The organism is Serratia rubidaea, from assembly GCF_016026735.1.
Classification (GTDB): domain Bacteria; phylum Pseudomonadota; class Gammaproteobacteria; order Enterobacterales; family Enterobacteriaceae; genus Serratia_B; species Serratia_B rubidaea.
This window is the reverse complement of record NZ_CP065640.1, coordinates 1,912,694-1,933,695: the sequence shown is the minus strand read 5'-3', so window position 1 is coordinate 1,933,695 and position 21,002 is coordinate 1,912,694. Positions and strand designations below refer to the sequence as shown.

Below are 21,002 nucleotides of genomic sequence, written 5' to 3'. Positions count from 1 at the left end.
ACCGCCGCGGGCTACCGTCCGCGGCGGTTGCCGTCAGTCCTAAATGCCCGCACATACCATACCTGAAGCCAAAAAGGTCATTACTTTGATCACGTTTTGGCTATAATACCCGGCACTCCATTTCTGGTTTGAAAAAAGGAAACCGACATGAGCTTGAATCAGGTACCTGCGGGTAAAGACCTGCCAGAAGACATCTACGTAGTGATCGAAATCCCGGCCAACGCTGACCCGATCAAATATGAAGTTGACAAAGAAACCGGAGCGCTGTTCGTTGACCGTTTCATGTCCACCGCGATGTTCTACCCGTGCAACTACGGTTACATCAACAACACCCTGTCTCTGGACGGCGACCCGGTTGACGTGCTGGTGCCAACCCCGTACCCGCTGCAGCCAGGCTCAGTGATCCGCTGCCGTCCGGTTGGCGTACTGAAAATGACCGACGAAGCCGGTGAAGATGCCAAACTGCTGGCCGTACCGCACAGCAAGCTGAGCAAAGAGTACGATCACATCAACGATGTGAACGACCTGCCAGAACTGCTGAAAGCACAGATCGCTCACTTCTTCGAGCACTACAAAGATCTGGAAAAAGGCAAGTGGGTGAAAGTTGAAGGCTGGGACGATGCCGCTGCCGCTAAAGCAGAGATCGTAGCTTCCTTCGAGCGCGCCGCTAAAAAATAATTTTTACGCCGCAGCCGATGAAAAAAAACACCGCTCAATGAGCGGTGTTTTTTATTATGCTTCGTCGTGACGTTTCAGCCAGTCCCCGCTTTCAATCAGCGGGAAACCTTCTACGCTGTGTCGGTACAGGTAGATCCACGCACTCCCATAAGGCGTCTGGATCAGTTCGCGCTTATAGTCCTTAGTGTTGCTTTTAAGCTCGTCGAGCTCAGCCAAAATCGATGCATTAATACGATACACCTCGCAATGTATCGTACCTTCACCGGGGATCGCTGCCGGGTAATGGCCCAGATTATAAATCTGATAGCCTTCGAGCTCATGCTCGCCTAACCATTGGGCGTTGGTCATCCAATGGCTGTTTCCCTGTTTGCGTCGTAAACTGCCGTAGACAATTATTCGCATTGCTAAAACTCAAACTGATAGAGCAAATCTAGCGCCTGGTCGAGACCAGACACCGCTTCAAGATACAATTTAGGCATCAGGCGGTAACGCAACGTCAACGTAGCCAGCGAGTCGAAAATACCCACCCCATATTTTACTTGTAAGCCAGGGAGGACATAACCACTCACGACAACCTGGGAGCTGTCGCCAACGCCGGCGGTATCAAGTGCCAAGTTACTGACGCCGAATGCTTCGCCGATTTTACCCACAAGTTGACCACTTTGTGCAACCCCCATGCCAATTAACATTGACGTCATCGCGTTGCCGTCGGCGCCGGAGTTGCTCAGACCTTGCCCGCGCAGCAGATAAGACAGCGCTTCCTGCTGCGATTTGGCCGGATCGGAGAACACTTCCAGCTTAGGCGCATCCGCCAGGCCGGTGACGCGCACCCCGGCGGTGACATCATCTTCGGTGGCCTCCGGGTTACGAATCGCCTCCATGTTCAAGTATGGCTGATCCGGCGGACCGGAGAACAATAATTGTCCCTTGCGCACGATCAAATCCTGGCCATAAGCGTGGAAACGGCCGGCCGGAATATCAATCTGGCCGTTCAGCCCCAGACCGCGTTTATCCTGCACCACCTTCAGATCGCCCTTCAGCCGCGCCTTCAGGCCGAAGGCATCCAGCCGCACGTCGTCGCCGACGTGGATCATCAGGTTGCTGTTAATCGCCACCGCGGTGCTCTTCGGCTGGATCGGTTTCAGCTGTTTATCCAGCATCACTTCATCCGACGAGACCCCGACCGCGCTTTCCGGCAGCTCCTGCACGGTGATGCGCGCCCACGGAATATCCACATTGCCGTTAAGCGAGAACAGCTGCGGCGTAGCTTCGAACACCAGGTCCGGCGACACGTCGATGCGCACCATCGGCGGCACCGTCACCCGCAGCTTGTCGCCTTTCGCGGCGATGCGCGCCCGCCAGGCGTTGATATCCCGCCAGTCCGCGTCGCCGGTCAGGTTCAGCTGGCCGCGCGTGGTGGTGATCAGGCCATCCAGCGTCGAGTTCATGCCGTTGAAGTCGATCGCCAGCCGGCCGTCGGTCATATCAAACGGCATCCAGCTGCCGTCAATATCTACCTTATCCAGCGCCAGACGGCCATATACCAGCGGTTTTTGCGCGTTGCCGCCCAGCCGCAGATTGGCGTTCAGCATGCCGGCGGCCTTTTCCCCCTGCATCAGCGCCGGGTTAATCATCGCCAGCGAGATGTTGGCAATGTTGACGTTGCCGGCGATATTGCGCTGTTTCTGCGGGTCGGTCACCTGGATATTGCCGTCCAGCTGGCCGTTGTTGTGCAGCTTGATCAACCAGTCGGCCTGCGCGCGGCCGTTATTCACGCCCGCATTGAGGTTCAGCGTGTCAAAGGCGATCGGCAGCGCGTTGCCCTGAACCTGCTGCACCACTTTCACCCCGTTGCCCACCAGCGACACCTTCGCCTGCGGCAGCGCGGCGCCCTCTTTCCAGCTCACGTCGGCGCGGCCGGTGAATACGCCGTTCAGCGCAGTCTCCGGGCCGAGGAACGGCTTGATCATTTTCAGATCAAAGCGGTTCAGCACCACGCTGGCCTGGCCGCTGGCGGCGCTGGCCTCGATGGTTTTCGGTACGCAGACCTCGGCATCCGGATTCTGCCAGCAGTGCGGGCCGACGCTGATTTTCTGTTGGCTATTCAGGTAATCCAGCGCGATAGCGCGCGTCAGACGCCATTCGCCCACCGGCGTATCAAAGCGGGTGTTGTTCAGGTTGCCGCGCCAGCGCTGCTGCTGACGGTCGAAACTGCCCGCCAGCGCCAGCTGGCCGGACACCGGCTTGCCGTCCACTTTCAGCTGCAGCGTGTGCTGTTTTTCCGTGCCTTTACCGTCAAGCTGCAGCAGGTTTACTTCCAATGCGTCCTGCTTCAGCTGTTCGACCCGCACCGCCAGCTGGCCCTGAATCTGATCGGTAGAGCGTACGTCGCCGTCCACTTTCACCCGTTTGATATGCAGCGCCTGCCATTGCAGGCCGGATGCCGTCAGGTCCGCCAGCAGCTGCGGCGCCTGCAGGTTGCCGCGCAGCTTCAGCAGGCCCTTCGCCGTGCCGCCCAGTCCCGGCAGCGCGCCGTCCAGCTGCGGCGCATCAATATTGGCGTCCAGATTCCAGCTTTTTTCGTCCAGCTGCCCTTTCACGTTCAGGTTATTGCGCCCCAGCGCCAAATCAACGCCGGGGATCTTCCACTGGCCGGCGGCGTTGCCGCTCAGCGAGCCGCGCGCCGACACCTTGTTCTGCTTCACGTTGCCGTCCAGCTGCAGCGTCGGCACCTGCAATTGCCAGCTGCCGCCGTACAGACTGCCGCGGGTGGTGATTTTGCCGTTCAGCTTCGCCGGCCATTCCGGCCACTGTTTGGCGGTGTTGATGCCGCTGAGCGTCAGCTGTGATGTCCAGCTGATAGCCTTGCTCCAGTCCACCAGCGCGGTCAGATCGGTATTGCCCTGCAGCGCCGCCAGACGCAGGCGATTAAGCCGGAACTGCTCGACGTTGCCTTTGCCGTCCAGCGTCAGCAGCGCCGGCGGCAGATCCTGCCCTTTAATATCGGCGCGCGTCGACAGCGTATAGTCGGTGGCTTTACCGTTAAAGCGCAGGCGTAAATCGTTCACCTGATACTGAGACGCGCCGGTAAGCGGCCACTTCAGCCGTTTACTCTGCAGCGTCAGCGACAGCGGTAAGCCGGCCTCCGCCAGCTGGGTCTGCAGATCGAGCTGCGCCCCCACCGGCCCGGACAGGTTCAGCGCCACGTTCAGCGCTTCGCGCAGGCCGCCGCCGATATTCAGCTTCACCTTTTCGCCTTTCAGCGGATCGATATTCAGCGTGCTGTTGGCCACCATCTGTACCGGCCAGTTATCTTTCAGCGTGGCCTGGCCATGTGCGAACAACGTGCCCTGCGGCGACCTGACGTCGAAATTGTCCAGCTGGATATGTTGGTCCCGAGTGCTGGCCTTCAGCAGCAGGCTGGTGATCAGCACATCGGTATCGCCGGTCAGACGCAGCTGCTCGCCGCGAATCTCTTTTACCGTGATATCCAGCGGCAGGCGGACTTCCGGCAGATCCGGCAGCAGCGGCTTGGCAAACAGCTCTTTCAGCGTTTCGCCCAGCGGTTTCTCTTCCGGCTGCGGCGCCGGCTTCGGCGCGTCGCTCACCTTCTCGCCGACCTTCTTCGCCATATCGACCGCCGGCTGCACCTCTTCCGGCAGCGGGCTGGCCGGCGTTTTCGGCAGGGCAATCAGCAGCGCAGCGATTTTGGTCGGCTGCAGCTGCAGCGCGCGCTCCCGCCATTCGGCGCCGGTGCTGAACTCCCCGAGTGAAATCGCGGTATCGTCAACGTTGACCTTGACGTTATTCAGCGCCAGTTTGCGCAGGATAATCGGATAGGGGGTGCTGAGATCGGTGGTCGGCTCACTGCTCTCCGCCGCCGGTTCGGACGGCATCATTTCACTGGTTTTCACCACCACGTCGACATCGTCGGCGGTCAGGGCGTTCACGCACAGCGAGCTGCGCTTAAAGCACGACAGATCGAGCGACAGATGGAACTGACCGGCATTCACCGTCACGCCCGGCATCTGGTACTTCACGCCTTTCAGCGTCAGATCGCGCCAGCCGCCGCTGACGCTGGCAATATCCAGCCCCGGCACCCAGCGCGCCGCGCCGTTGAGCACCATATGCAAACCGCTGGTGGTGCCGAGCAGGTAGGCGACGCCCCCCACCAGCAGCAGCAGAACGATCAGCAACCCAAGACAAATCTTTTTCACCAGGCTCATAGTTCAGGCCCCAAACCGATATAGAACTGCATCCCGTGGGTTTCCTTATCCCCGACCGGGGCGGCAATATCCAGTTTCACCGGCCCGACCGGTGACTGCCAGCGCACGCCAACGCCCGCGCCGGTTTTGAAATTGCTCTGTTTGATATCATTCACCGCTTCGCCGGAGTCGACGAACACCGCGCCCCACCATTTGCCGGTCACGTTGTATTGATACTCCAGTGAACCGGTCAGCATTTTGGAGGCGCCGGTCAGTTTGCCGTCTTCGTCACGCGGTGAGATGTCTTTGTATTTATAGCCGCGGATGCTGCGGTCGCCGCCGGCGAAGAAGCGCAGGTCCGGCGGCACTTTATCGAAGTCGTTGGTTTCAATCCAACCCACCTGACCGCGCGCCACAAAGCGGTGTTTATCCGCCAGCGTGCGGATCCAGACGTTCTGTGCCTGCAGCAGCGCAAAATCAACGCCGGACCCCCAGGTGGTGTCGGAAACGTCGATGGAATAGCGCTGACTGTCGCCCCAGGTCGGCATCAGACCGCCGCGCGAGCGGGTGCGGCTGAGGCTGGCGCCCGGGTACAGCAGCACGGTGGTGTTGGTGACATTACCTTGGGTAAAGTGGTCAAAACGGCCGGTCATATTGATGGCATACTGCCAGCCGCTGGATTTATCCCAGTTGCGCGACACCACCACCTTGGTGCTGTCCGACTTGGTATCGTTCAGATCGCTGCGCTTATAGCCGCCCTGCATCAGGTAATACTCTTCCAGCGGGCTTTTCTGCAGCGGGATCTTATACGTCAGATCCAGCTGCTGCTCCGGCGCCGAAATATAGGCGCTGGTTTCCAGGCTGTGGCCACGGTCGTTCAGCCAGGGCTTTTTCCAGGTGCCCTTGATCCGCGGCCCGACGTCGGTGGAGTAGCCGACGCCGGTTTCCAGCGTATTGCGACTACGCGGCGTGACCAGCGCATCCAGCGGCAGGATTTTGCTCTCTTTGGCATCTTCGAAGTCAGGCGACACCACCACCGAGTTAAACCAGTTGGTGGCGGACAAACGGCGGTTCAGCTCGGCCAAATCCTGCGAGCTGTAATATTCCCCTTGATGGAAGGGGATCAGGTTTTGCAGGTAATCTTCGCGGATCTGCGAGCCTTCGAATTTCACTTTGCCGAAGCGGTAGCGCTCGCCGCTGTTGAAGTCGAGGTCCCAGTACGCCTTACGCAGCTCTTCCGACACGCCGAGCTGGCTCTTGGTCATCTCAGCGTCGAAGTAGCCCTTGCGCAGCGCCAGGCCGCTCAGGGAGCTTTTAAAGCTTTCATAGGTGCCGTGATTCAGGATATCGCCGATGGTCGGCCGCCCCTTTTTCACCAGCGCCAGGTAGTCTTCATCGGTTTTAGCGCCGCCTTCCAGCGTGATATTGGCGCCGGCAATGCGCACCGGCTCGCCCGGTTTCACCTTGGCATGCAGCACCGGACGCGACAGTTTGGGGTTGTCGTCGAGGGTAAACTCAATGGTCGGGTCATAATAGCCCAGCGCGCGCAGCCCCTGGCGCACCGCCTGCTCGACCCGTGCGCGGAACCGACCGTCGGCGCTCACCTCTTCGGGGGTGATGGCAGACAAACGAACCCGCACGTTTTTTTCCAACTCTCCGCTCAGCCCTTCGACCTGCAGCCGCAAATTGGCCGACAGCGCCGCAGGCGCGACAAATAGCGCGCATAAAACGCAAAGGACACGGTAACGTGGCACACGTTCTCCTTAATTTATTGTACTTTCCTGTAAAAACCGTCGTTCAGATCGTCTGACCACGCCGCCACGCTATCAAAATGGCGACTCTCCCACGGCCGACTCCCACCGACCTGCGCACAAAATGGCATAAACAGGACGTATTCTTGGCTTTTTGCGCTCAAAAGACTGCGTTAAGCTTACACATAAACGCAACATCGGCCTTATTGTGGGCAAATAAGCGACGAGTTACAACTCGCGCAATGCCGTCTTGGGCCAATTCTTATTAAGACAACAGGAGTCAATCGCGGTGCAAAATACAGATAAATCTCGCCTGGTCGACCAGGCCAACGCGCTGCCGGGACGCGCCACGCCGGTGCCGGTTGCCGCGCGCAACGTCGTCACCCGCCACTCCATGACAGAAGTGCCGGCCGGCATGGAGGTGGCGATCTTCGCCATGGGCTGCTTCTGGGGCGTCGAACGCCTGTTCTGGCAACAGCCGGGGGTTTACAGCACCGCCGCCGGCTACACCGGCGGCTACACGCCGAATCCGGCCTACCATGAAGTGTGCACCGGCCAGACCGGCCATGCTGAAGCGGTGCGCGTGGTGTTCGATCCGAAGGTCATCAGCTATCCGCAGCTGCTGCAGGTATTCTGGGAAAACCACGATCCGGCGCAGGGCATGCGTCAGGGCGGCGATATCGGTACCCAGTACCGCTCTGCGATCTATTACCTGACGCCAGAGCAGCAGGCCGACGCCGAACGCAGCCTGGCCAGCTTCCAGCAGGCGATGGACGCGGCGGGAGACCAGCGCGTCATCACCACCGAAATCGCCCCGGCCACGCCGTTCTACTACGCCGAAGACGACCACCAACAGTATCTGGAAAAGAATCCGGGCGGCTACTGCGGGCTGGGCGGCATTGGCGTTTGCCTGCCGCCGCAGGGCTAACGCGTTAATTTTTAACCACTGGCGAGCCTTATCGGGCTGCTGCTATACTATCCAGGCCGCAGAGACGCGGCCTGTTTTTTGCTGTGGCAAAGCGGGTGCGGTAAAGCGCGTCCGGCAACTCTTTTTTACAATGTATTGCCCTTCCTCAAGAGCGCCGTCATCCCGTCGGCACGTATGGATAGATTATGTTAAACAGTATTTTACTGATTCTCTTTCTGATCGCAGTGAGCGCCTTCTTCTCTGTATCGGAAATATCTCTGGCTGCCTCGCGCAAGATTAAGCTGAAGCTGATGGCAGATGAAGGCAACGTCAACGCCGCCAAGGTGCTGAAACTGCAGGAAACCCCCGGCCTGTTCTTTACCGTGGTGCAAATCGGTCTTAACGCCGTCGCCATTTTGGGCGGTATCGTCGGCGATGCGGCGTTCTCCCCCAGCTTCCAGGTGCTGTTCGATCGCTTCCTGTCGCCGGAACTGTCGCAGCAGCTCAGCTTTATCTGCTCGTTCGTGCTGGTCACCAGCCTGTTTATCCTGTTCGCGGATCTCACCCCGAAGCGCATCGGTATGATTGCACCAGAGGCGGTCGCCGTCCGGATCATCAACCCGATGCGTTTCTCGATCATGATCTTCCGCCCGCTGGTCTGGCTGTTTAACGGTATGGCGAACCTGATTTTCCGCCTGTTTAAGCTGCCGATGGTGCGTAAAGACGACATCACCTCTGACGATATCTACGCCGTGGTGGAAGCCGGCGCGCTGGCCGGCGTGCTGCGCAAGCAGGAACATGAGCTGATTGAGAACGTGTTCGAGCTGGAGTCGCGCACCGTGCCCTCCTCAATGACCTCGCGTGAAAGCGTGGTCTATTTTGATCTGCGCGAGAGCGAAGAAAGCATCAAAGAGAAAGTCTCCACCCATCCGCACTCCAAATTCCTGGTGTGCGACGGTCATATCGACCAGGTGGTGGGCTACGTCGATTCCAAAGACCTGCTGAACCGCGTGCTGGGCAACCAGAGCCTGGTGCTGAGCAGCGGCGTGCAGATCCGCTCTGCGCTGATCGTACCGGACACCCTGACGCTGTCTGAGGCGCTGGAAAGCTTTAAGGCGGCCGGTGAAGACTTTGCGGTGATCCTGAACGAGTATGCGCTGGTGGTGGGGATTATTACGCTCAACGACGTGATGACCACCCTGATGGGCGATCTGGTGGGACAGGGCCAGGAAGAGCAGATCGTCGCCCGCGACGAAAATTCATGGCTGATTGAGGGCGGCACGCCGATCGACGACGTGATGCGCGTACTGGATATCGATGAGTTCCCGCAGGCGGGCAACTATGAAACCATCGGCGGCTTTATGATGTATATGCTGCGCAAGATCCCGAAACGCACCGACTTCGTCAAATACGCCGGCTACAAGTTCGAAGTGGTCGATATCGACAGCTACAAAATCGACCAGCTGCTGGTCACCAAGCTGAGCGATAAGCCGGCGGCGGTGCTGCCGAAGGCGGCGGATGATAACCTGCCGGCCTGACGCGCCATGAGAAGATAAAACATCAGCGGCCCCGTTTGGGGCCGCGCTTGTTTCTGTACGCCGTTAGTGCGGCAGCGCTCAGGCTGCAGCTTTAACAACGTTTTAACCCATTTCGGATTGCAAAAGCAGCACTTGCCGATTAACTTCAGACATCACGCTGAGATGACGCTTGTCGCGGACTTTCGGCACCAGGATCCGGCCTTTGTCGAATTCAAATGCGCCAACGTCCTTAATATATAAACGTCCGCGGAACAGGGTCTTCACATATTTGGCAATTTTCAAAGGGTTATAACGCTGGAAGATTCTCATTTTGTTCTGTGCTCCTCCGTTGGACCAGGCGTTCATGCGAACCGCTAATCGGGCGGTTTCTTATCAAAGAACGCAATTGATTGCAGTGGTGTAGACCTAGTTAAGACCATTTTGTTCACTTTCGCCTGGATGTCTTCACTGGTTTTACACTTGTTGACAGATTTGTATATGATGATTTACGACATATTCAGAATATCCCTTCAAATTAAAGGCGTTAGAGACCGATAGGGAAAACTGAGATCGCGCTAACAGGACAGACCTCCGATCACCACCTAAGCTTTAGGCCGCGGAGACTGTTCGCACTATCCCCCATAACAAGGAGCACGCATGAAAAAGAGTAGCATGCTAATTATGTCCCTGCTGTTCGCCCCCCTGTTGGCCTCAGCGCACAACTTTCAACTGTTACAGCGCGTCGCGCCGGTCAGCGTCACGGACCGCGGCGAGCTAAACTACGCGAACGGCGACTTTAGCTACGAAAAATGGAGCAGCGGCAAGCTCAGCGGAAAAGTGCGGGTAATTCAGCATATTGCCGGCCGCAGCTCCGCCAAGGACATGAACGATCCATTGATTGAAGCCATCAAGGACGCCAAGCTACCACGCGATCGTTACCAAACGACGACAATCATCAACATTGACGACGCCATCGTCGGCACCGGCATGTTTGTGCGCAGCAGCATTGAGGACAGCAAGAAAGAGTTCCCGTGGTCGCAGTTTATCGTCGACAACAAGGGCAGCGTGAAGAAGGCCTGGGATCTGCAGAGCAACGGCTCGGCGATTATCGTGCTGGACGATCAGGGGCGGGTGAAGTTCGCCAAAGACGGCAAGCTGACGGAAGAAGAAGTGCAGCAGGTGATGAACATGCTGCACCAGATGCTGCGCTAACCGATCAGAACAGCGACACGCGGAAGCCGGGGTTGAGGAAAGATTCACGCGGCGTATAAAGCAGCGGCTTGCCTTGCCAGTCGTGAATTTGCGCCCCGGCAGCGACCGCCACCGCATGCCCTGCGGCGGTATCCCAGATATTGGTCGGTCCGAAGCGCGGATACAGCTGCGCTTTGCCTTCCGCCACCAGGCAGAACTTCAGCGACGAGCCGACCGAGATGGTTTGGTGCACGCCCAGCTGCTTCAGATAGTCCTTCAGCTCATCATCGCTGTGTGAACGGCTGACCACCACCAACGGCGGCTGCCCCTCCATCACGTGGATCGACTGACGCTGGCCTTTTTCTTCTTTCCACGCCTTGCCGCGTTCCGCCAGGTACAGCACGTCCAGCGCCGGCGCATACACCACGCCCATCACCGCCTGGCCATCCTCAATCAGCGCAATATTGACGGTAAACTCGCCGTTACGCTGCAGGAACTCTTTGGTGCCGTCGAGCGGGTCCACCAGCCAGTAACGCGTCCAGTTCCGACGCTCTTCCCACGTCGGCGGATCCTCTTCCGACAGCAGCGGAATCTCCGGCGTCAACGCCGCCAGGCCCGCCTTGATGATGCCATGGGCCGCCAAATCGGCGGCGGTAACCGGTGAATCGTCTTTTTTCACCGCGGCGTCAAGCGGCTGTTCGCCGTGATAGACCGCCATAATTGCTGCGCCCGCCTCGCGGGAAAGCTGGCAAATTTGTTCTAACATCATTCACCTCAGATCAAACAATTCCGTGGGAAATCTCCCGCAACCTTATGCTAGCAGACTAGTTTTTTTTGCCCGGAATATCCATCCCGGCGTGTTAACGTCAGGAAATAATTCAAGTTTGCCGGCCCGCAATTGTGAGCTTTCCCGCTGTGCCAACCGGGATTTTCTGCCACACTTCACGTTTTCTGATGGCAAGTAAGCATAATTACATCGTTCTTTGCGGCTTCCCTCCAGGAAGGCGCCAAAAAACCTCATGGCATGGAGAACACCAATAATGATGAAACGTCCGCTGGCATTATCCGCCCTCGCCCTGCTGATCGCCGCCGGCGCGCAGGCGGCAACGGTTGACCTGCGCGTGCTGGAAACCACCGACCTGCACGGCAACATGATGGACTTCGATTACTATAAAGATAAACCCACCGAAAAATTTGGCCTGGTGCGCACCGCCAGTCTGATCCAGCAGGCGCGCGGGCAGGCGGTCAACAGCGTGCTGGTCGATAACGGCGATATCATTCAGGGCAGCCCGATGGCGGACTATATGGCGGCCAAAGGCCTGCACCAGGGCGACGTTCACCCGGTCTACAAGGCGCTGAACCGGCTGGATTACGTGGTGGGCAATATCGGCAACCACGAGTTCAATTACGGCCTCGACTACCTGCAAAACGCCCTCGCCGGCGCTAAATTCCCCTACGTGAACGCCAACGTCATCGACAGCAAAACTCAGAAACCGCTGTTCACCCCGTATATTATCGTCGATACGCCGGTAAAAGACCGCGACGGCAAGGCGCACACGCTGCGCATCGGCTACATCGGCTTCGTCCCGCCGCAGATTATGGTATGGGACAAGGCCAACCTGCAGGGCAAAGTCACGGTCAACGATATTACCGCCACCGCCAAGCGCTACGTGCCGGAAATGCGTCAGCAAGGGGCCGACCTGGTGATCGCCATTCCCCACTCCGGCCTCTCCAGCGAGCCGTATAAAGCGATGGCGGAAAACTCGGTCTACTACCTCAGCCAGGTGCCGGGCATCGACGCCATTATGTTCGGCCACGCCCACGCGGTCTTCCCCAGCCAAGACTTTGCCGCCATCAAAGGCGCCGATATTGAGCAGGGCCTGCTGAACGGCGTGCCGGCGGTGATGCCGGGCCAGTGGGGCGATCACCTCGGGGTGGTGGATTTGCAGCTCAGCAACGACGGCGGCCGCTGGGCGGTCACTCACGCCAAAGCGGAGGCGCGACCGATTTATGACAGCGTCGCCAAGCGCTCGCTGGCGGCGGAAAACGCCGATCTGGTAAAAGCGCTGGCCGACGACCATAAGGGCACCCGCGAATTCGTCAGCCAGCCTATCGGCAAATCCGACGGCAATATGTACAGCTATCTGGCGCTGGTGCAGGACGACCCGACGGTGCAGATCGTCAACAACGCGCAGAAAGCCTATGTGGAGCATTACATTCAGGGCGATCCGGATCTGGCGGATCTGCCGGTGCTGTCCGCCGCCGCGCCGTTCAAGGTCGGCGGCCGTAAAAACGATCCGGCCAGCTTTGTGGAAGTGGAAAAAGGGCAGCTGACCTTCCGCAACGCGGCCGATCTGTATCTCTACCCCAATACGCTGGTGGTGGTCAAAGCCAGCGGTCAGGACGTGAAGGAGTGGCTGGAGTGCTCCGCTGGGCAGTTTAACCGCATCGACGTCAACAGCAGTAAGCCGCAGAGCCTGATTAACTGGGACGGCTTCCGTACCTATAACTTCGACGTGATCGACGGCGTCAGCTACCAAATCGACGTCAGCCAGCCGGCGCGCTACGACGGCGAATGTCAGTTAATCAATGATAAAGCGGAGCGGATTAAACAGCTGACCTTCAACGGCAAACCGATCGATCCGCACGCCACCTTCCTGGTGGCCACCAACAACTACCGCGCCTACGGCGGTAAATTTGCCGGCACCGGCGACAAACACATCGCCTTTGCCTCGCCGGACGAGAACCGCGCCGTACTGGCGGCCTATATCGGCGCAGAGAGCAAAAAGCACGGGGCGGTGCATCCGCAGGCGGACAATAACTGGCGTCTGGCCAATATCGACGCCGCCCAGCCGCTGGATATCCGTTTCGAAACCTCGCCAAGCGACAAGGCCGCGGCGTTTATCCGGCAAAGCGCCCGCTACCCGCTGAAGCCGCTCGGCAACGACCGCATCGGCTTTGCGATTTATCAGGTCGATCTGCAAACGCCGCCCGCCGACGCGGCACGCTAAATAACAAACGGGGCGCCATCTGGCGCCCCGTTTCGTCAATCCCGTTTACAGGATTTCCAGCAGTTCAACCTCAAACACCAGCGCGCTGAACGGTGGGATAGCAGCGCCTGCGCCACGCTCGCCGTAGGCCAGGTTGTGCGGGATATACAGCTGCCATTTAGAGCCAACCGGCATCAGCGTCAGGGCTTCGATCCAGCCGGCAATCACGCCGGTAACCGGGAACTCGGCCGGCTGGCCGCGCTCAACGGAGCTGTCGAACACGTCGCCGTTAATCAGGCGGCCGGTGTAGTGTACGCGCACGCGGTCCTGACGAGACGGAATTGGGCCGTTGCCCTGCTGCAGCACGGAGAACTGCAGGCCGGATTCGGTCAGCGTCACATCATCACGCTTGGCGTTTTCTTCCAGGAATTTCTGGCCTTCTACCGCCATCGCCTGCTGACGCTCACGACGTACGGCATCCGCACGTTCGTGGATTTCACGCAGCGCGCGATGTACGACGTCAACGGGAACCGCCGGGGCATTCCCTTCCAGCGCGTCACGCAGACCTGCCAGCAGAGCGTCCGGTTGTAAACCTTCCAGACCGGATTCCTGCAGTTGCTGGCCGACCTGTAAACCAATCCCGTAGCTTGCTTGCGCTTCAACGCTGTCAAAAGAAGGGGTTGTCATGGGGTTTTCCTTAAGTCTGTAAAAAGTCGAAGGCGCAGCATAACAGCGCCGGAAAGCCGGGTAAAATCTTGTGTCGAGAATGATGACTTTTCCCGTAGAAAAAGAAACAATAACCTTCTGTTAATGCCCATTGCCGCCCCCGCCGTACAATAACGCCGCTGCCTTTCACATCAAACAGTTAGCGGACTATACTGAAAGCGGGTCATCGGACCGTCGGCACACTATTTGGTACTGTGGCAATTTACGCCGTTGAAGAGAGGTCACCATGGGCAGAATCGCGCCCAGGAGAAGGAAAACCACCCGCGCCCACCGCTCGTTGCAACGCGTCTGGCAGCGTGTCAGCCAGCGCCTGCCGTTCGGCGCACCGCGACAGACGCCCGCGGAGGCGGACTCGCAGCAGCCGACAGGCGGTCAGGGACAGGGGATCAAAGCGCTACTGTTGAAAATCTGGCATCTGCCGGACGGCTTCGGCTGGCTGGAGCCTTTGCCCTATTTCCACCGCCGCTGGGTCATCATCTTCGGCGCCATACTGCTGCTGTCGCTGCTGTGGCCCTATTCACCGGATCGCGATGAGCGCCCGGGCCATCTGGAGTCGCCAAGCGCGCAGCAAACCGATGCCCAGCCGGTTACCGACGCCTCGGATCCGGGCGGGCAGTGGCAGCGTTATCACATTCAGCCCGGCCAGACGCTGGCGCAGCTGTTCCGCGACAATAGCCTGCCGGTTAATGAAGTGTTCGCCATGGCGCAGGTGGAAGGTAATGATAAGCCGCTGAGCAATCTGAAAGCCGGGCAGGAAGTGCGTATCGAACGGGACGCCAACGGCGTCATTATCGCGCTGTCGGTCACCACGCTCGACAATCGCCAGGTCACCTTCCGTCGTCAGGCCGACGGCGGCTATCGTCGCCAGCGCTAAGCCGGCAGCTGTTCCAGAAGAAAATCACGCAGTACAACGCCCTGGTTGTGCTGCGTGTCCTTGCTGCCGTACAGCAGGGTCAGGCTCTCGCCCTGCCGCAACAGCGCCGCCAGCGGCTGCCAGGCATCGCCTGCCGCCAGCTCCTGCCGGTAGCGCGCGACAAACGCCTCCCACTGGTCGGTATGATGGTGGAACCACTGGCGCAGTTCACCGCTGGGCGCTACCTCTTTCAACCACGCCACGCCTTCCAGCCGCTGCTTGCTGATACCGCGCGGCCACAGCCGGTCAATCAGAAAACAGTGCGGCACCGGGCCGCTGAAGTCATACACACGCTGTAACCGGATTTGCGTCATCGTTGCCTCCTTGTCGTTCTCTGGCACCATAACGCATTTTGCCGGCGGCAGAAAAGCAAAACGCCAGCACAAGGCTGGCGTTTTGCTCGGGTAACTCTCGCGATTAAGCGACAGCAACCACAACTACATTCAGCTGTGCGAACACGTCGCTGTGTACCTGGAAGTGCACTTCGTGCTCACCAGTGGTACGCAGAACGCCGTTCGGCAGGCGAACTTCGCTCTTGGCAACTTCAACGCCGGCAGCGGTAACTGCGTCAGCGATGTCGCGGGTGCCGATAGAGCCGAACAGTTTACCTTCGTCGCCTGCTTTAGACTCGATGGTAACTGTAGCCAGTTCGTTGATCTTGGTTGCGCGCGCTTCGGCAGCAGCCAGAACGTCAGCCAGTTTGGCTTCCAGTTCAGCACGGCGTGCTTCGAAGAACTCTACGTTTTTCTTGGTAGCAGGAACAGCTTTGCCCTGTGGTACCAGGAAGTTACGGGCGTAGCCCGCTTTAACGTTAACTTGATCACCCAGGCTGCCCAGGTTTGCTACTTTATCAAGCAGAATAACTTGCATTACCTTATCCTCTCAAAGTCGTTAATGGACAGTGGCCGATTACTGATGACGATCAGTGTACGGCAACAAAGACAGGTAGCGCGCGCGCTTGATAGCACGGGCGAGCTGGCGCTGATATTTGGCACGAGTACCGGTGATACGGCTCGGGACAATTTTACCACTTTCAGTGATGTAGTTTTTCAGCGTAGCGATGTCTTTATAGTCAATCTCTTGAACGCCTTCCGCGGTGAAACGGCAGAACTTGCGACGACGGAAATAACGTGCCATTTGGCTAGTCTCCAGAATCTATCAATTCAATCTGCTCGGCATGCAGGACCAATTTGTTCAGGCCGTTGCGCCCTTGATGGCAGCTAACAAAACCTTGAACGGTAACCTGACTGCCGACCGTTAATCTTTGAGTCAGTGCTTGTGACTGTTGTCCGCTGACAACCACGGGCATGCGGCACCATGCTTGTCTGCTGAATCCGGCTTCTGTCTGCGTCGATCTGTGCTCAAGCACAAACTGGCAGTGGGGAATGCCGGAAGGACTTACCTTTCGCACCGGTTGCTTGCACAGCGTGCCAGACAAAACCAGACGATTAGTCGTCACGGCGGCAATTACTCTTCAGAATCCCCAGCATCTGCTTCTTCAGTGGTTTCGTTAGAGAACTCTTCGCGGCGATCGCCACGACGTTCGTCTTTCGCTTTAACCATTGGAGAGGCTTCAGTTACCGCGTGCTTAACGCGCATAACCATGCTGCGGATAACGGCGTCGTTGAAGCGGAAGTTAGTTTCCAGCTCATCGATCGCTTCCTGCGGAGCTTCAACGTTCAGCAGAACGTAGTGAGCTTTGTGCAGTTTGTTGATCGGGTAAGCCAGTTGACGGCGGCCCCAGTCTTCCAGACGGTGAATCTGACCTTGCGCGTTAGTGATGGTAGCACTGTAACGCTCGATCATGCCCGGAACCTGTTCGCTTTGGTCAGGATGGACCATAAAAACGATTTCGTAATGACGCATCGAATTGCTCCTTACGGATTATTCAGCCTCCTGTCAGGGTCAACCGCGGCCCATGGAAGCAAGGAACGTGTTTGTGTGCGGCTGAAAAATGACGCGTAATCATACTGGCGCCGGGGCGGAAACTCAAGGAGAGAGTGGGATTTATTCGCCGCCGGACGGCGCTCAAGGCCAAAGCGCACGATTTGTCACGACCGGCAACGGGCGCACACGGCGGGAATCTTTCAATAAAATCATCATCAAGTGCGGCGACTTGTTCATATTTTTTGAAAAACCCCATCAAATAGCTGCGCTTTTTTATCTGCGAGAACGGACTAGAATTAAACGTATCCGCCGTAGACAGCGCGACGAACAGATTTAAGGTTATTCAAGACAGACAAATAACTTTTTGCCCCACGATCATCGCTGCCGGACCGACCGGGACAAAGGTTAAGCGAGGCTTTATGAAACACGCCACTCTCGCCATGCTTGCCGCATTACTGCTTTCCAGCGGCGCGATGGCCGCAGAAGAGATCGACGCCCAACAGGCGTCACAGCGCCAGAGCATCGGCTTTATCACCCTGAACCGCAACGTGGTGTCTCCCGATGACGCCGATGCGCAGGTCAGGCAAATCGCCGAACGGCGCGGCGCCGGCGCCTATCGCGTCATCGCCCTGCATGAGCCGGGCAGCAACGCGTCGATTCACGTCAGCGCCGAGCTGTACCGTTAACCGAACGATCAACGCCAGGGAACCAAGCCGCAGCCAAAAGCGGCAGTCTAAAACGGTGATCCAACCCAACGCCCCCTGCTTGCAGGGGGCTTTTTTTATAGCGTCGCGCGGAAGAACCTCACGCAGGCGTCCAGCGCCGCCGGCGTAATGCGGTGCTTCACGCCCGCCTCAAGCGCCAGCGTCAACCGCGCCCCCAGGCCGCGCTCGCGCAATACCTGCGCCAGGCGCAGGCTCTCCGCCGCCGGCACCACGTCATCGGCCTCGCCGTGCCACAGCAGCAGCGGACGCTCGCCCAGCTTATCCCACTGCTGCTCCAGGGCATCATCCGCCAGCGGCGCCAGGCGGGCGGCATGCTGCGCCTCAGGCAGCGGCTGCCCCAAGCTGTCCAGCGGCGGAAACAGCGTTTGCGACAGAGAAGAAAACGAACCTGAACCCATCAGGCTGGCCGCCGCGGCGATCCACGGATAGCGCGTCAGCGCGCCCAGCGTGGTCATGCCGCCCATCGACGCCCCGGCAACGCCGACGCGCGCGCCGTCAATCAGCCCGCGCTGCGCGAAATGCGTCCGCAAGGCCGGCAGTTCATCGATATTACTTTTGAGGATCTCCCAGAACTGCGCCAGCCGCCGCGGCTCATCGCCATGATAGCGTTCGCCATGCTGGTCGGCGTCCGGCAATATCACGCGGAACCCGGCCTTCGCCAGCGCATAGCCGAAGTAGGCGTACACTTCTTTCGAGGAGCAGTAACCGTGGTAGAAAAACACCGTCGGCAACGGCTGTTCATATTGCCCGGCCGGCACCGCATGAATCACGGCGATATCCCCAACGCGCTCGTCAAATAACTCGACCATCCATTCAACCCCTTATCGCTTCGCAAGCCGCTCTATCATGACAAAAAAACGCCGTCGGCATTAGCTCATTCTGTTCCAGCTTATGCTTAAGCATTACACTTGGGAGACTGCGATGAAAATAGCGAGGTCGATGATGACTCTGACGCGTACTGCCGCCCTGCTGACGCTGCTGGCCGCGTTATCCGGCTGCGGCCTGATGACCACCACGCCCAAACCGCCGCCGCCGCCGATTGCCGGGCAGGCGCAGGAGGTCACCCGCGCGCAGACCTTCGGCCTGGAAAAAATGACCACCGTCAGCGCACTGGTGCACGGCAGCCCGATGAACGTGGAAGAGGCCATCCAGAAAAAAGCCTCCGCCAGCGGCGCCCGTTACTACCTGATTATCATGAACAGCGAAACCGTGGTGCCCGGGCAGTGGTACTCCCAGGCCATTTTGTACCGCTAGGCGATAAAATGCGGCACAAAGCGTGAACTGTCCTTGGTGATCGGCGAATTATCCTCTCGCAGGCCGATGCCTGCCGCCCGATCGCCCACCAGCCAGCTGCCGATCAGCGTATAGTCATCGCCAAAGCGCGGCAGCGGCGCACTAGCCTGCCAAATCTGCGCTTCTTGCGCATATTCGCCGTCGGTCATCACCTCACAGCGTAGCCCGTCCCGATCGCTGAACAGCGACACATTGGCGCCTTCACGGGAATACAGCGGCTTGCGCACAAACCCGCGCCACTGCGTGCCCATCTCATCCGCCAGTCGCCATCCAGGCTGCTGCACCTCCTCGGCAAAATAGGCCGGCAACAGGTTAGGATGGCCCCGGTGCCAACGCCACAGCAAAGGCAGGATCCCCTTGTTGCTCAACAGGCTTTTCCACAACGGCTCAATCCATTGCGAACGGCCGCCGCGCAGCGCAGGGCCAAAGTCATCGCGCATCATCCATTCCCACGGATAGAGTTTGAACGCCTGACGCAGCGTCCGATCCTGCAGATCGGTAAACACGCCGCCAACGCCGAGACCAATTTCCTCCATATACAGAAAACGGGTATCCAGCCCGGCCTGACGCGCACAGTCCTCCAGATAACGTACGGTGCCGCGATCCTCTTGCGAGTCACGACAACAGCAAAAGTAGAGCGGATCGTCATTACGCCACAGCGCAAAACGCTGGATCAGCTGCTCCTGCAGTGAATTAAACTGGTCGGCGCCTGACGGAATACGCCCGTCAGCCACCGCATCCTTCAGCCAGAGCCACTGGAAAAACGCGCTTTCATACAATGAGGTCGGGGTGTCGGCGTTATACTCCAGCAGTTTCACCGCTCCGTTGCCGCCCCAGGAAAAATCCATCCGGCCATACAGCGACGGCTCTTGCCGCCGCCAGCTGGCGGCAATGGCATCCCAGTAAAGCTCGGGGATCGCCAATTGCGTCAGCAAGGCGTCGTCCGCGACCACCCGGCCCACCAGATCCAGACACATGGCGTGCAGCTCTTCGGTCGGCGCTTCAATCCCCTGTTCGATCTGCTGCAGGGTGAAACGATAGGCGCGCGACTCATCCCAATAGGCTTCACCGTCGATAACATGAAAGTGGAAACCGTAATGGTCGGCGATGTCTGTCAGGTTACGCCGCGGCGTCATCGCTAAGCGTAGCACCGTCAGCCCCCCCAGCTGCGCGATGAGGCGCCAAAGCCGCCACGCGATACCGTATGCGCCGAGGCCGGCTGATAGTTACCCGTGCTTTTCAGGTGCCAGCGCTCGCTATCCCCCGGCGTCTGCAGCTCATTAAATCTATCGCGCGAACGGAAGAAAGGACGCGATCGCGAGCTTGAGCTCGCGCCGCCGTAGTAGCCACCGCCGGACGAGGAAGAAGACGTGTCGCGGTCATCATCCTGATAGTCTTTCGCCAGCGTAAAGCCCGCCATCCTCGGGATAAACCGCTGCGTCGGTAAATCATAGGTGCAGTTATAAGCGCCGTAGTGGGCCTCACAGCTGTCTATCTGGTTAAACCCCAGGCTGCCAAGGCGCAACGCCTTTTGCGCCTGTTGGTAGCTGCCCTGACAGGCCGCCTGGCTATTGCCGGCATCCACGCAGGCTGATACCGAATGATAAATCACCGCCTGCTCAGGGGCGGGGTCTCTCAGGGTGTACCACACCGCGCCGGCGGCGCTGCCCATCAACACCAGCGTCAGCCACTTTGGCGACTTACGCTGCGTTGTCGGTGATGAATAACGCTTGAACGCGGGGGTACTCTGCGGGTTGCGCGCCTTGCGCGCACGCCGTTTGCCGGCCATGGCCTGTTCCTTCCCTTCTTACTACTCAATTAATATGTCATGCACGCCGCGTTCAATACGCCGCCGCTGATGGAGACGCCGCCGAGGAAAATCCCCGCCGCCAGGTGGTTGGCTTCGATTTTATCACTGATGCGCGGCATATAAACCTTCACCGCGGCGAACAGCAGCAGCTGCACCACCAGCGCAACGGCGCCCCAGATGACGTAATCCAGCAGGCTGACCGAGTTGACCGCCGCGCTGGCCAGGGGAATCACGTACCCCAGACAGGCGCCGACAAAGCCGAACGCAGCGGACTGATTGTTCTCTTTAATCAGCGCCCATTCGTCATGCGCCGTGATGCGGGTGTAGATAAACAAAAACACCAGCACCATGGCAAAACCACTGAAAAAGTAGGCGGCAAACGCCGCCAGTGCGTTAACGATATCCATAT

The 21,002-nt window shown here is 58.7% G+C and carries 24 protein-coding genes; 9 read left to right on the top strand and 15 right to left on the bottom strand.

Annotation, left to right across the window (positions count from 1 at the left end; translation table 11 throughout):
- The first annotated feature begins 147 nt into the window (after nt 1-147).
- Nucleotides 148-678 (top strand): inorganic diphosphatase, encoded by a 531-nt coding sequence (ppa, locus tag I6G83_RS08890; protein WP_015670588.1) that lies wholly within the window; start codon nt 148-150, stop codon nt 676-678.
- A 54-nt stretch (nt 679-732) separates the two neighbouring features.
- Here ppa and I6G83_RS08885 read toward each other — a convergent pair whose 3' ends face one another.
- Genes I6G83_RS08885 through tamA form a run of 3 tightly spaced genes read right to left on the bottom strand, consistent with a single transcriptional unit; the run spans nt 733 to nt 6,637 of the window.
- Nucleotides 733-1,080 (bottom strand): gamma-glutamylcyclotransferase family protein, encoded by a 348-nt coding sequence (locus tag I6G83_RS08885; RefSeq protein ID WP_054306964.1) that lies wholly within the window; start codon nt 1,078-1,080, stop codon nt 733-735.
- Between the two features lie 2 nt (nt 1,081-1,082).
- Complete coding sequence (gene tamB / locus I6G83_RS08880; RefSeq protein WP_054306965.1) at nt 1,083-4,904, bottom strand: autotransporter assembly complex protein TamB; 3,822 nt, start codon at nt 4,902-4,904, stop codon at nt 1,083-1,085.
- Nucleotides 4,901-6,637, bottom strand: coding sequence for an autotransporter assembly complex protein TamA (gene tamA / locus I6G83_RS08875; RefSeq protein ID WP_054306966.1), 1,737 nt, complete (start codon nt 6,635-6,637; stop codon nt 4,901-4,903). Before tamA ends, tamB begins: the two co-directional genes overlap by 4 nt.
- Nucleotides 6,638-6,923: 286 nt before the next feature.
- Here tamA and msrA point away from each other — a divergent pair, with 286 nt between their 5' ends.
- Complete coding sequence (gene msrA / locus I6G83_RS08870) at nt 6,924-7,562, top strand: peptide-methionine (S)-S-oxide reductase MsrA (RefSeq protein WP_054306967.1); 639 nt, start codon at nt 6,924-6,926, stop codon at nt 7,560-7,562.
- Between the two features lie 185 nt (nt 7,563-7,747).
- Complete coding sequence (locus I6G83_RS08865; protein ID WP_015670583.1) at nt 7,748-9,079, top strand: hemolysin family protein; 1,332 nt, start codon at nt 7,748-7,750, stop codon at nt 9,077-9,079.
- A 102-nt stretch (nt 9,080-9,181) separates the two neighbouring features.
- On the opposite strand, the gene I6G83_RS08860 is transcribed toward I6G83_RS08865, so the two are convergent.
- Nucleotides 9,182-9,388, bottom strand: a complete 207-nt coding sequence (locus I6G83_RS08860; protein ID WP_015670582.1) for a DUF1107 domain-containing protein — start codon at nt 9,386-9,388, stop codon at nt 9,182-9,184.
- Between the two features lie 327 nt (nt 9,389-9,715).
- On the opposite strand from I6G83_RS08860, the gene I6G83_RS08855 reads away from it, so the two are divergent.
- A complete protein-coding gene (locus I6G83_RS08855) occupies nt 9,716-10,270 on the top strand; it encodes a YtfJ family protein (RefSeq protein ID WP_015670581.1) in 555 nt (184 codons plus the stop codon).
- A 4-nt stretch (nt 10,271-10,274) separates the two neighbouring features.
- Here I6G83_RS08855 and cysQ read toward each other — a convergent pair whose 3' ends face one another.
- Entirely contained in the window at nt 10,275-11,015 is a 741-nt protein-coding gene (cysQ, locus tag I6G83_RS08850) for a 3'(2'),5'-bisphosphate nucleotidase CysQ (protein ID WP_054306985.1), read from the bottom strand.
- A 274-nt stretch (nt 11,016-11,289) separates the two neighbouring features.
- On the opposite strand from cysQ, the gene I6G83_RS08845 reads away from it, so the two are divergent.
- Nucleotides 11,290-13,260, top strand: a complete 1,971-nt coding sequence (locus I6G83_RS08845; RefSeq protein ID WP_054306968.1) for a bifunctional 2',3'-cyclic-nucleotide 2'-phosphodiesterase/3'-nucleotidase — start codon at nt 11,290-11,292, stop codon at nt 13,258-13,260.
- Nucleotides 13,261-13,305: 45 nt separating this feature from the next.
- Here the strand turns inward: I6G83_RS08845 and fklB are convergent, their stop codons facing one another.
- Nucleotides 13,306-13,926, bottom strand: coding sequence for an FKBP-type peptidyl-prolyl cis-trans isomerase (gene fklB / locus I6G83_RS08840; RefSeq protein ID WP_015670578.1), 621 nt, complete (start codon nt 13,924-13,926; stop codon nt 13,306-13,308).
- Nucleotides 13,927-14,191: 265 nt separating this feature from the next.
- Between fklB and I6G83_RS08835 the strand changes: the two genes are divergently transcribed.
- Complete coding sequence (locus I6G83_RS08835) at nt 14,192-14,839, top strand: OapA family protein (protein WP_054306969.1); 648 nt, start codon at nt 14,192-14,194, stop codon at nt 14,837-14,839.
- On the opposite strand, the gene I6G83_RS08830 is transcribed toward I6G83_RS08835, so the two are convergent.
- The 5 genes from I6G83_RS08830 to rpsF form a co-directional block, all read right to left on the bottom strand.
- Complete coding sequence (locus tag I6G83_RS08830; RefSeq protein ID WP_054306970.1) at nt 14,836-15,192, bottom strand: DUF488 domain-containing protein; 357 nt, start codon at nt 15,190-15,192, stop codon at nt 14,836-14,838. The two genes, I6G83_RS08835 and I6G83_RS08830, sit on opposite strands and share 4 nt — an antisense overlap.
- Before the next feature lie 103 nt (nt 15,193-15,295).
- Entirely contained in the window at nt 15,296-15,748 is a 453-nt protein-coding gene (gene rplI, locus I6G83_RS08825; protein WP_015670575.1) for a 50S ribosomal protein L9, read from the bottom strand.
- A gap of 39 nt (nt 15,749-15,787) precedes the next feature.
- The gene (rpsR, locus tag I6G83_RS08820; protein WP_000135199.1) at nt 15,788-16,015 is read right to left on the bottom strand and encodes a 30S ribosomal protein S18; all 228 of its coding nucleotides are present in this window, start codon (nt 16,013-16,015) and stop codon (nt 15,788-15,790) included.
- A 4-nt stretch (nt 16,016-16,019) separates the two neighbouring features.
- Nucleotides 16,020-16,337 carry a primosomal replication protein N gene (gene priB / locus I6G83_RS08815; protein ID WP_015344308.1) on the bottom strand — a complete coding sequence of 106 codons (318 nt, stop codon included), beginning with the start codon at nt 16,335-16,337 and terminating at the stop codon, nt 16,020-16,022.
- 8 nt (nt 16,338-16,345) lie between these two features.
- Nucleotides 16,346-16,744, bottom strand: coding sequence for a 30S ribosomal protein S6 (gene rpsF, locus I6G83_RS08810; protein ID WP_015344307.1), 399 nt, complete (start codon nt 16,742-16,744; stop codon nt 16,346-16,348).
- 88 nt (nt 16,745-16,832) lie between these two features.
- On the opposite strand from rpsF, the gene I6G83_RS08805 reads away from it, so the two are divergent.
- Together I6G83_RS08805 and I6G83_RS08800 are read left to right on the top strand one after the other, a co-directional pair.
- Nucleotides 16,833-17,102: a hypothetical protein gene (locus I6G83_RS08805; protein WP_161805792.1), complete on the top strand. Its 270-nt coding sequence runs from the start codon at nt 16,833-16,835 to the stop codon at nt 17,100-17,102.
- Between the two features lie 82 nt (nt 17,103-17,184).
- Nucleotides 17,185-17,451 carry a YdgH/BhsA/McbA family protein gene (locus I6G83_RS08800; RefSeq protein WP_054306971.1) on the top strand — a complete coding sequence of 89 codons (267 nt, stop codon included), beginning with the start codon at nt 17,185-17,187 and terminating at the stop codon, nt 17,449-17,451.
- Nucleotides 17,452-17,546: 95 nt separating this feature from the next.
- Here the strand turns inward: I6G83_RS08800 and yjfP are convergent, their stop codons facing one another.
- Nucleotides 17,547-18,299, bottom strand: coding sequence for an esterase (gene yjfP / locus I6G83_RS08795; protein ID WP_054306972.1), 753 nt, complete (start codon nt 18,297-18,299; stop codon nt 17,547-17,549).
- Between the two features lie 133 nt (nt 18,300-18,432).
- Here yjfP and bsmA point away from each other — a divergent pair, with 133 nt between their 5' ends.
- Nucleotides 18,433-18,744, top strand: a complete 312-nt coding sequence (gene bsmA, locus I6G83_RS08790) for a biofilm peroxide resistance protein BsmA (RefSeq protein ID WP_015344304.1) — start codon at nt 18,433-18,435, stop codon at nt 18,742-18,744.
- Here bsmA and I6G83_RS08785 read toward each other — a convergent pair.
- Genes I6G83_RS08785 through I6G83_RS08775 form a run of 3 tightly spaced genes read right to left on the bottom strand, consistent with a single transcriptional unit; the run spans nt 18,741 to nt 21,000 of the window.
- Nucleotides 18,741-19,934 carry a glutathionylspermidine synthase family protein gene (locus tag I6G83_RS08785; RefSeq protein WP_054306973.1) on the bottom strand — a complete coding sequence of 398 codons (1,194 nt, stop codon included), beginning with the start codon at nt 19,932-19,934 and terminating at the stop codon, nt 18,741-18,743. The genes bsmA and I6G83_RS08785 overlap by 4 nt on opposite strands.
- A 2-nt stretch (nt 19,935-19,936) precedes the next feature.
- Nucleotides 19,937-20,572: a DUF1190 domain-containing protein gene (locus I6G83_RS08780; RefSeq protein ID WP_054306974.1), complete on the bottom strand. Its 636-nt coding sequence runs from the start codon at nt 20,570-20,572 to the stop codon at nt 19,937-19,939.
- A gap of 29 nt (nt 20,573-20,601) precedes the next feature.
- Nucleotides 20,602-21,000 (bottom strand): DUF350 domain-containing protein, encoded by a 399-nt coding sequence (locus tag I6G83_RS08775; RefSeq protein ID WP_015344303.1) that lies wholly within the window; start codon nt 20,998-21,000, stop codon nt 20,602-20,604.
- Between the last annotated feature and the right edge of the window lie 2 nt (nt 21,001-21,002).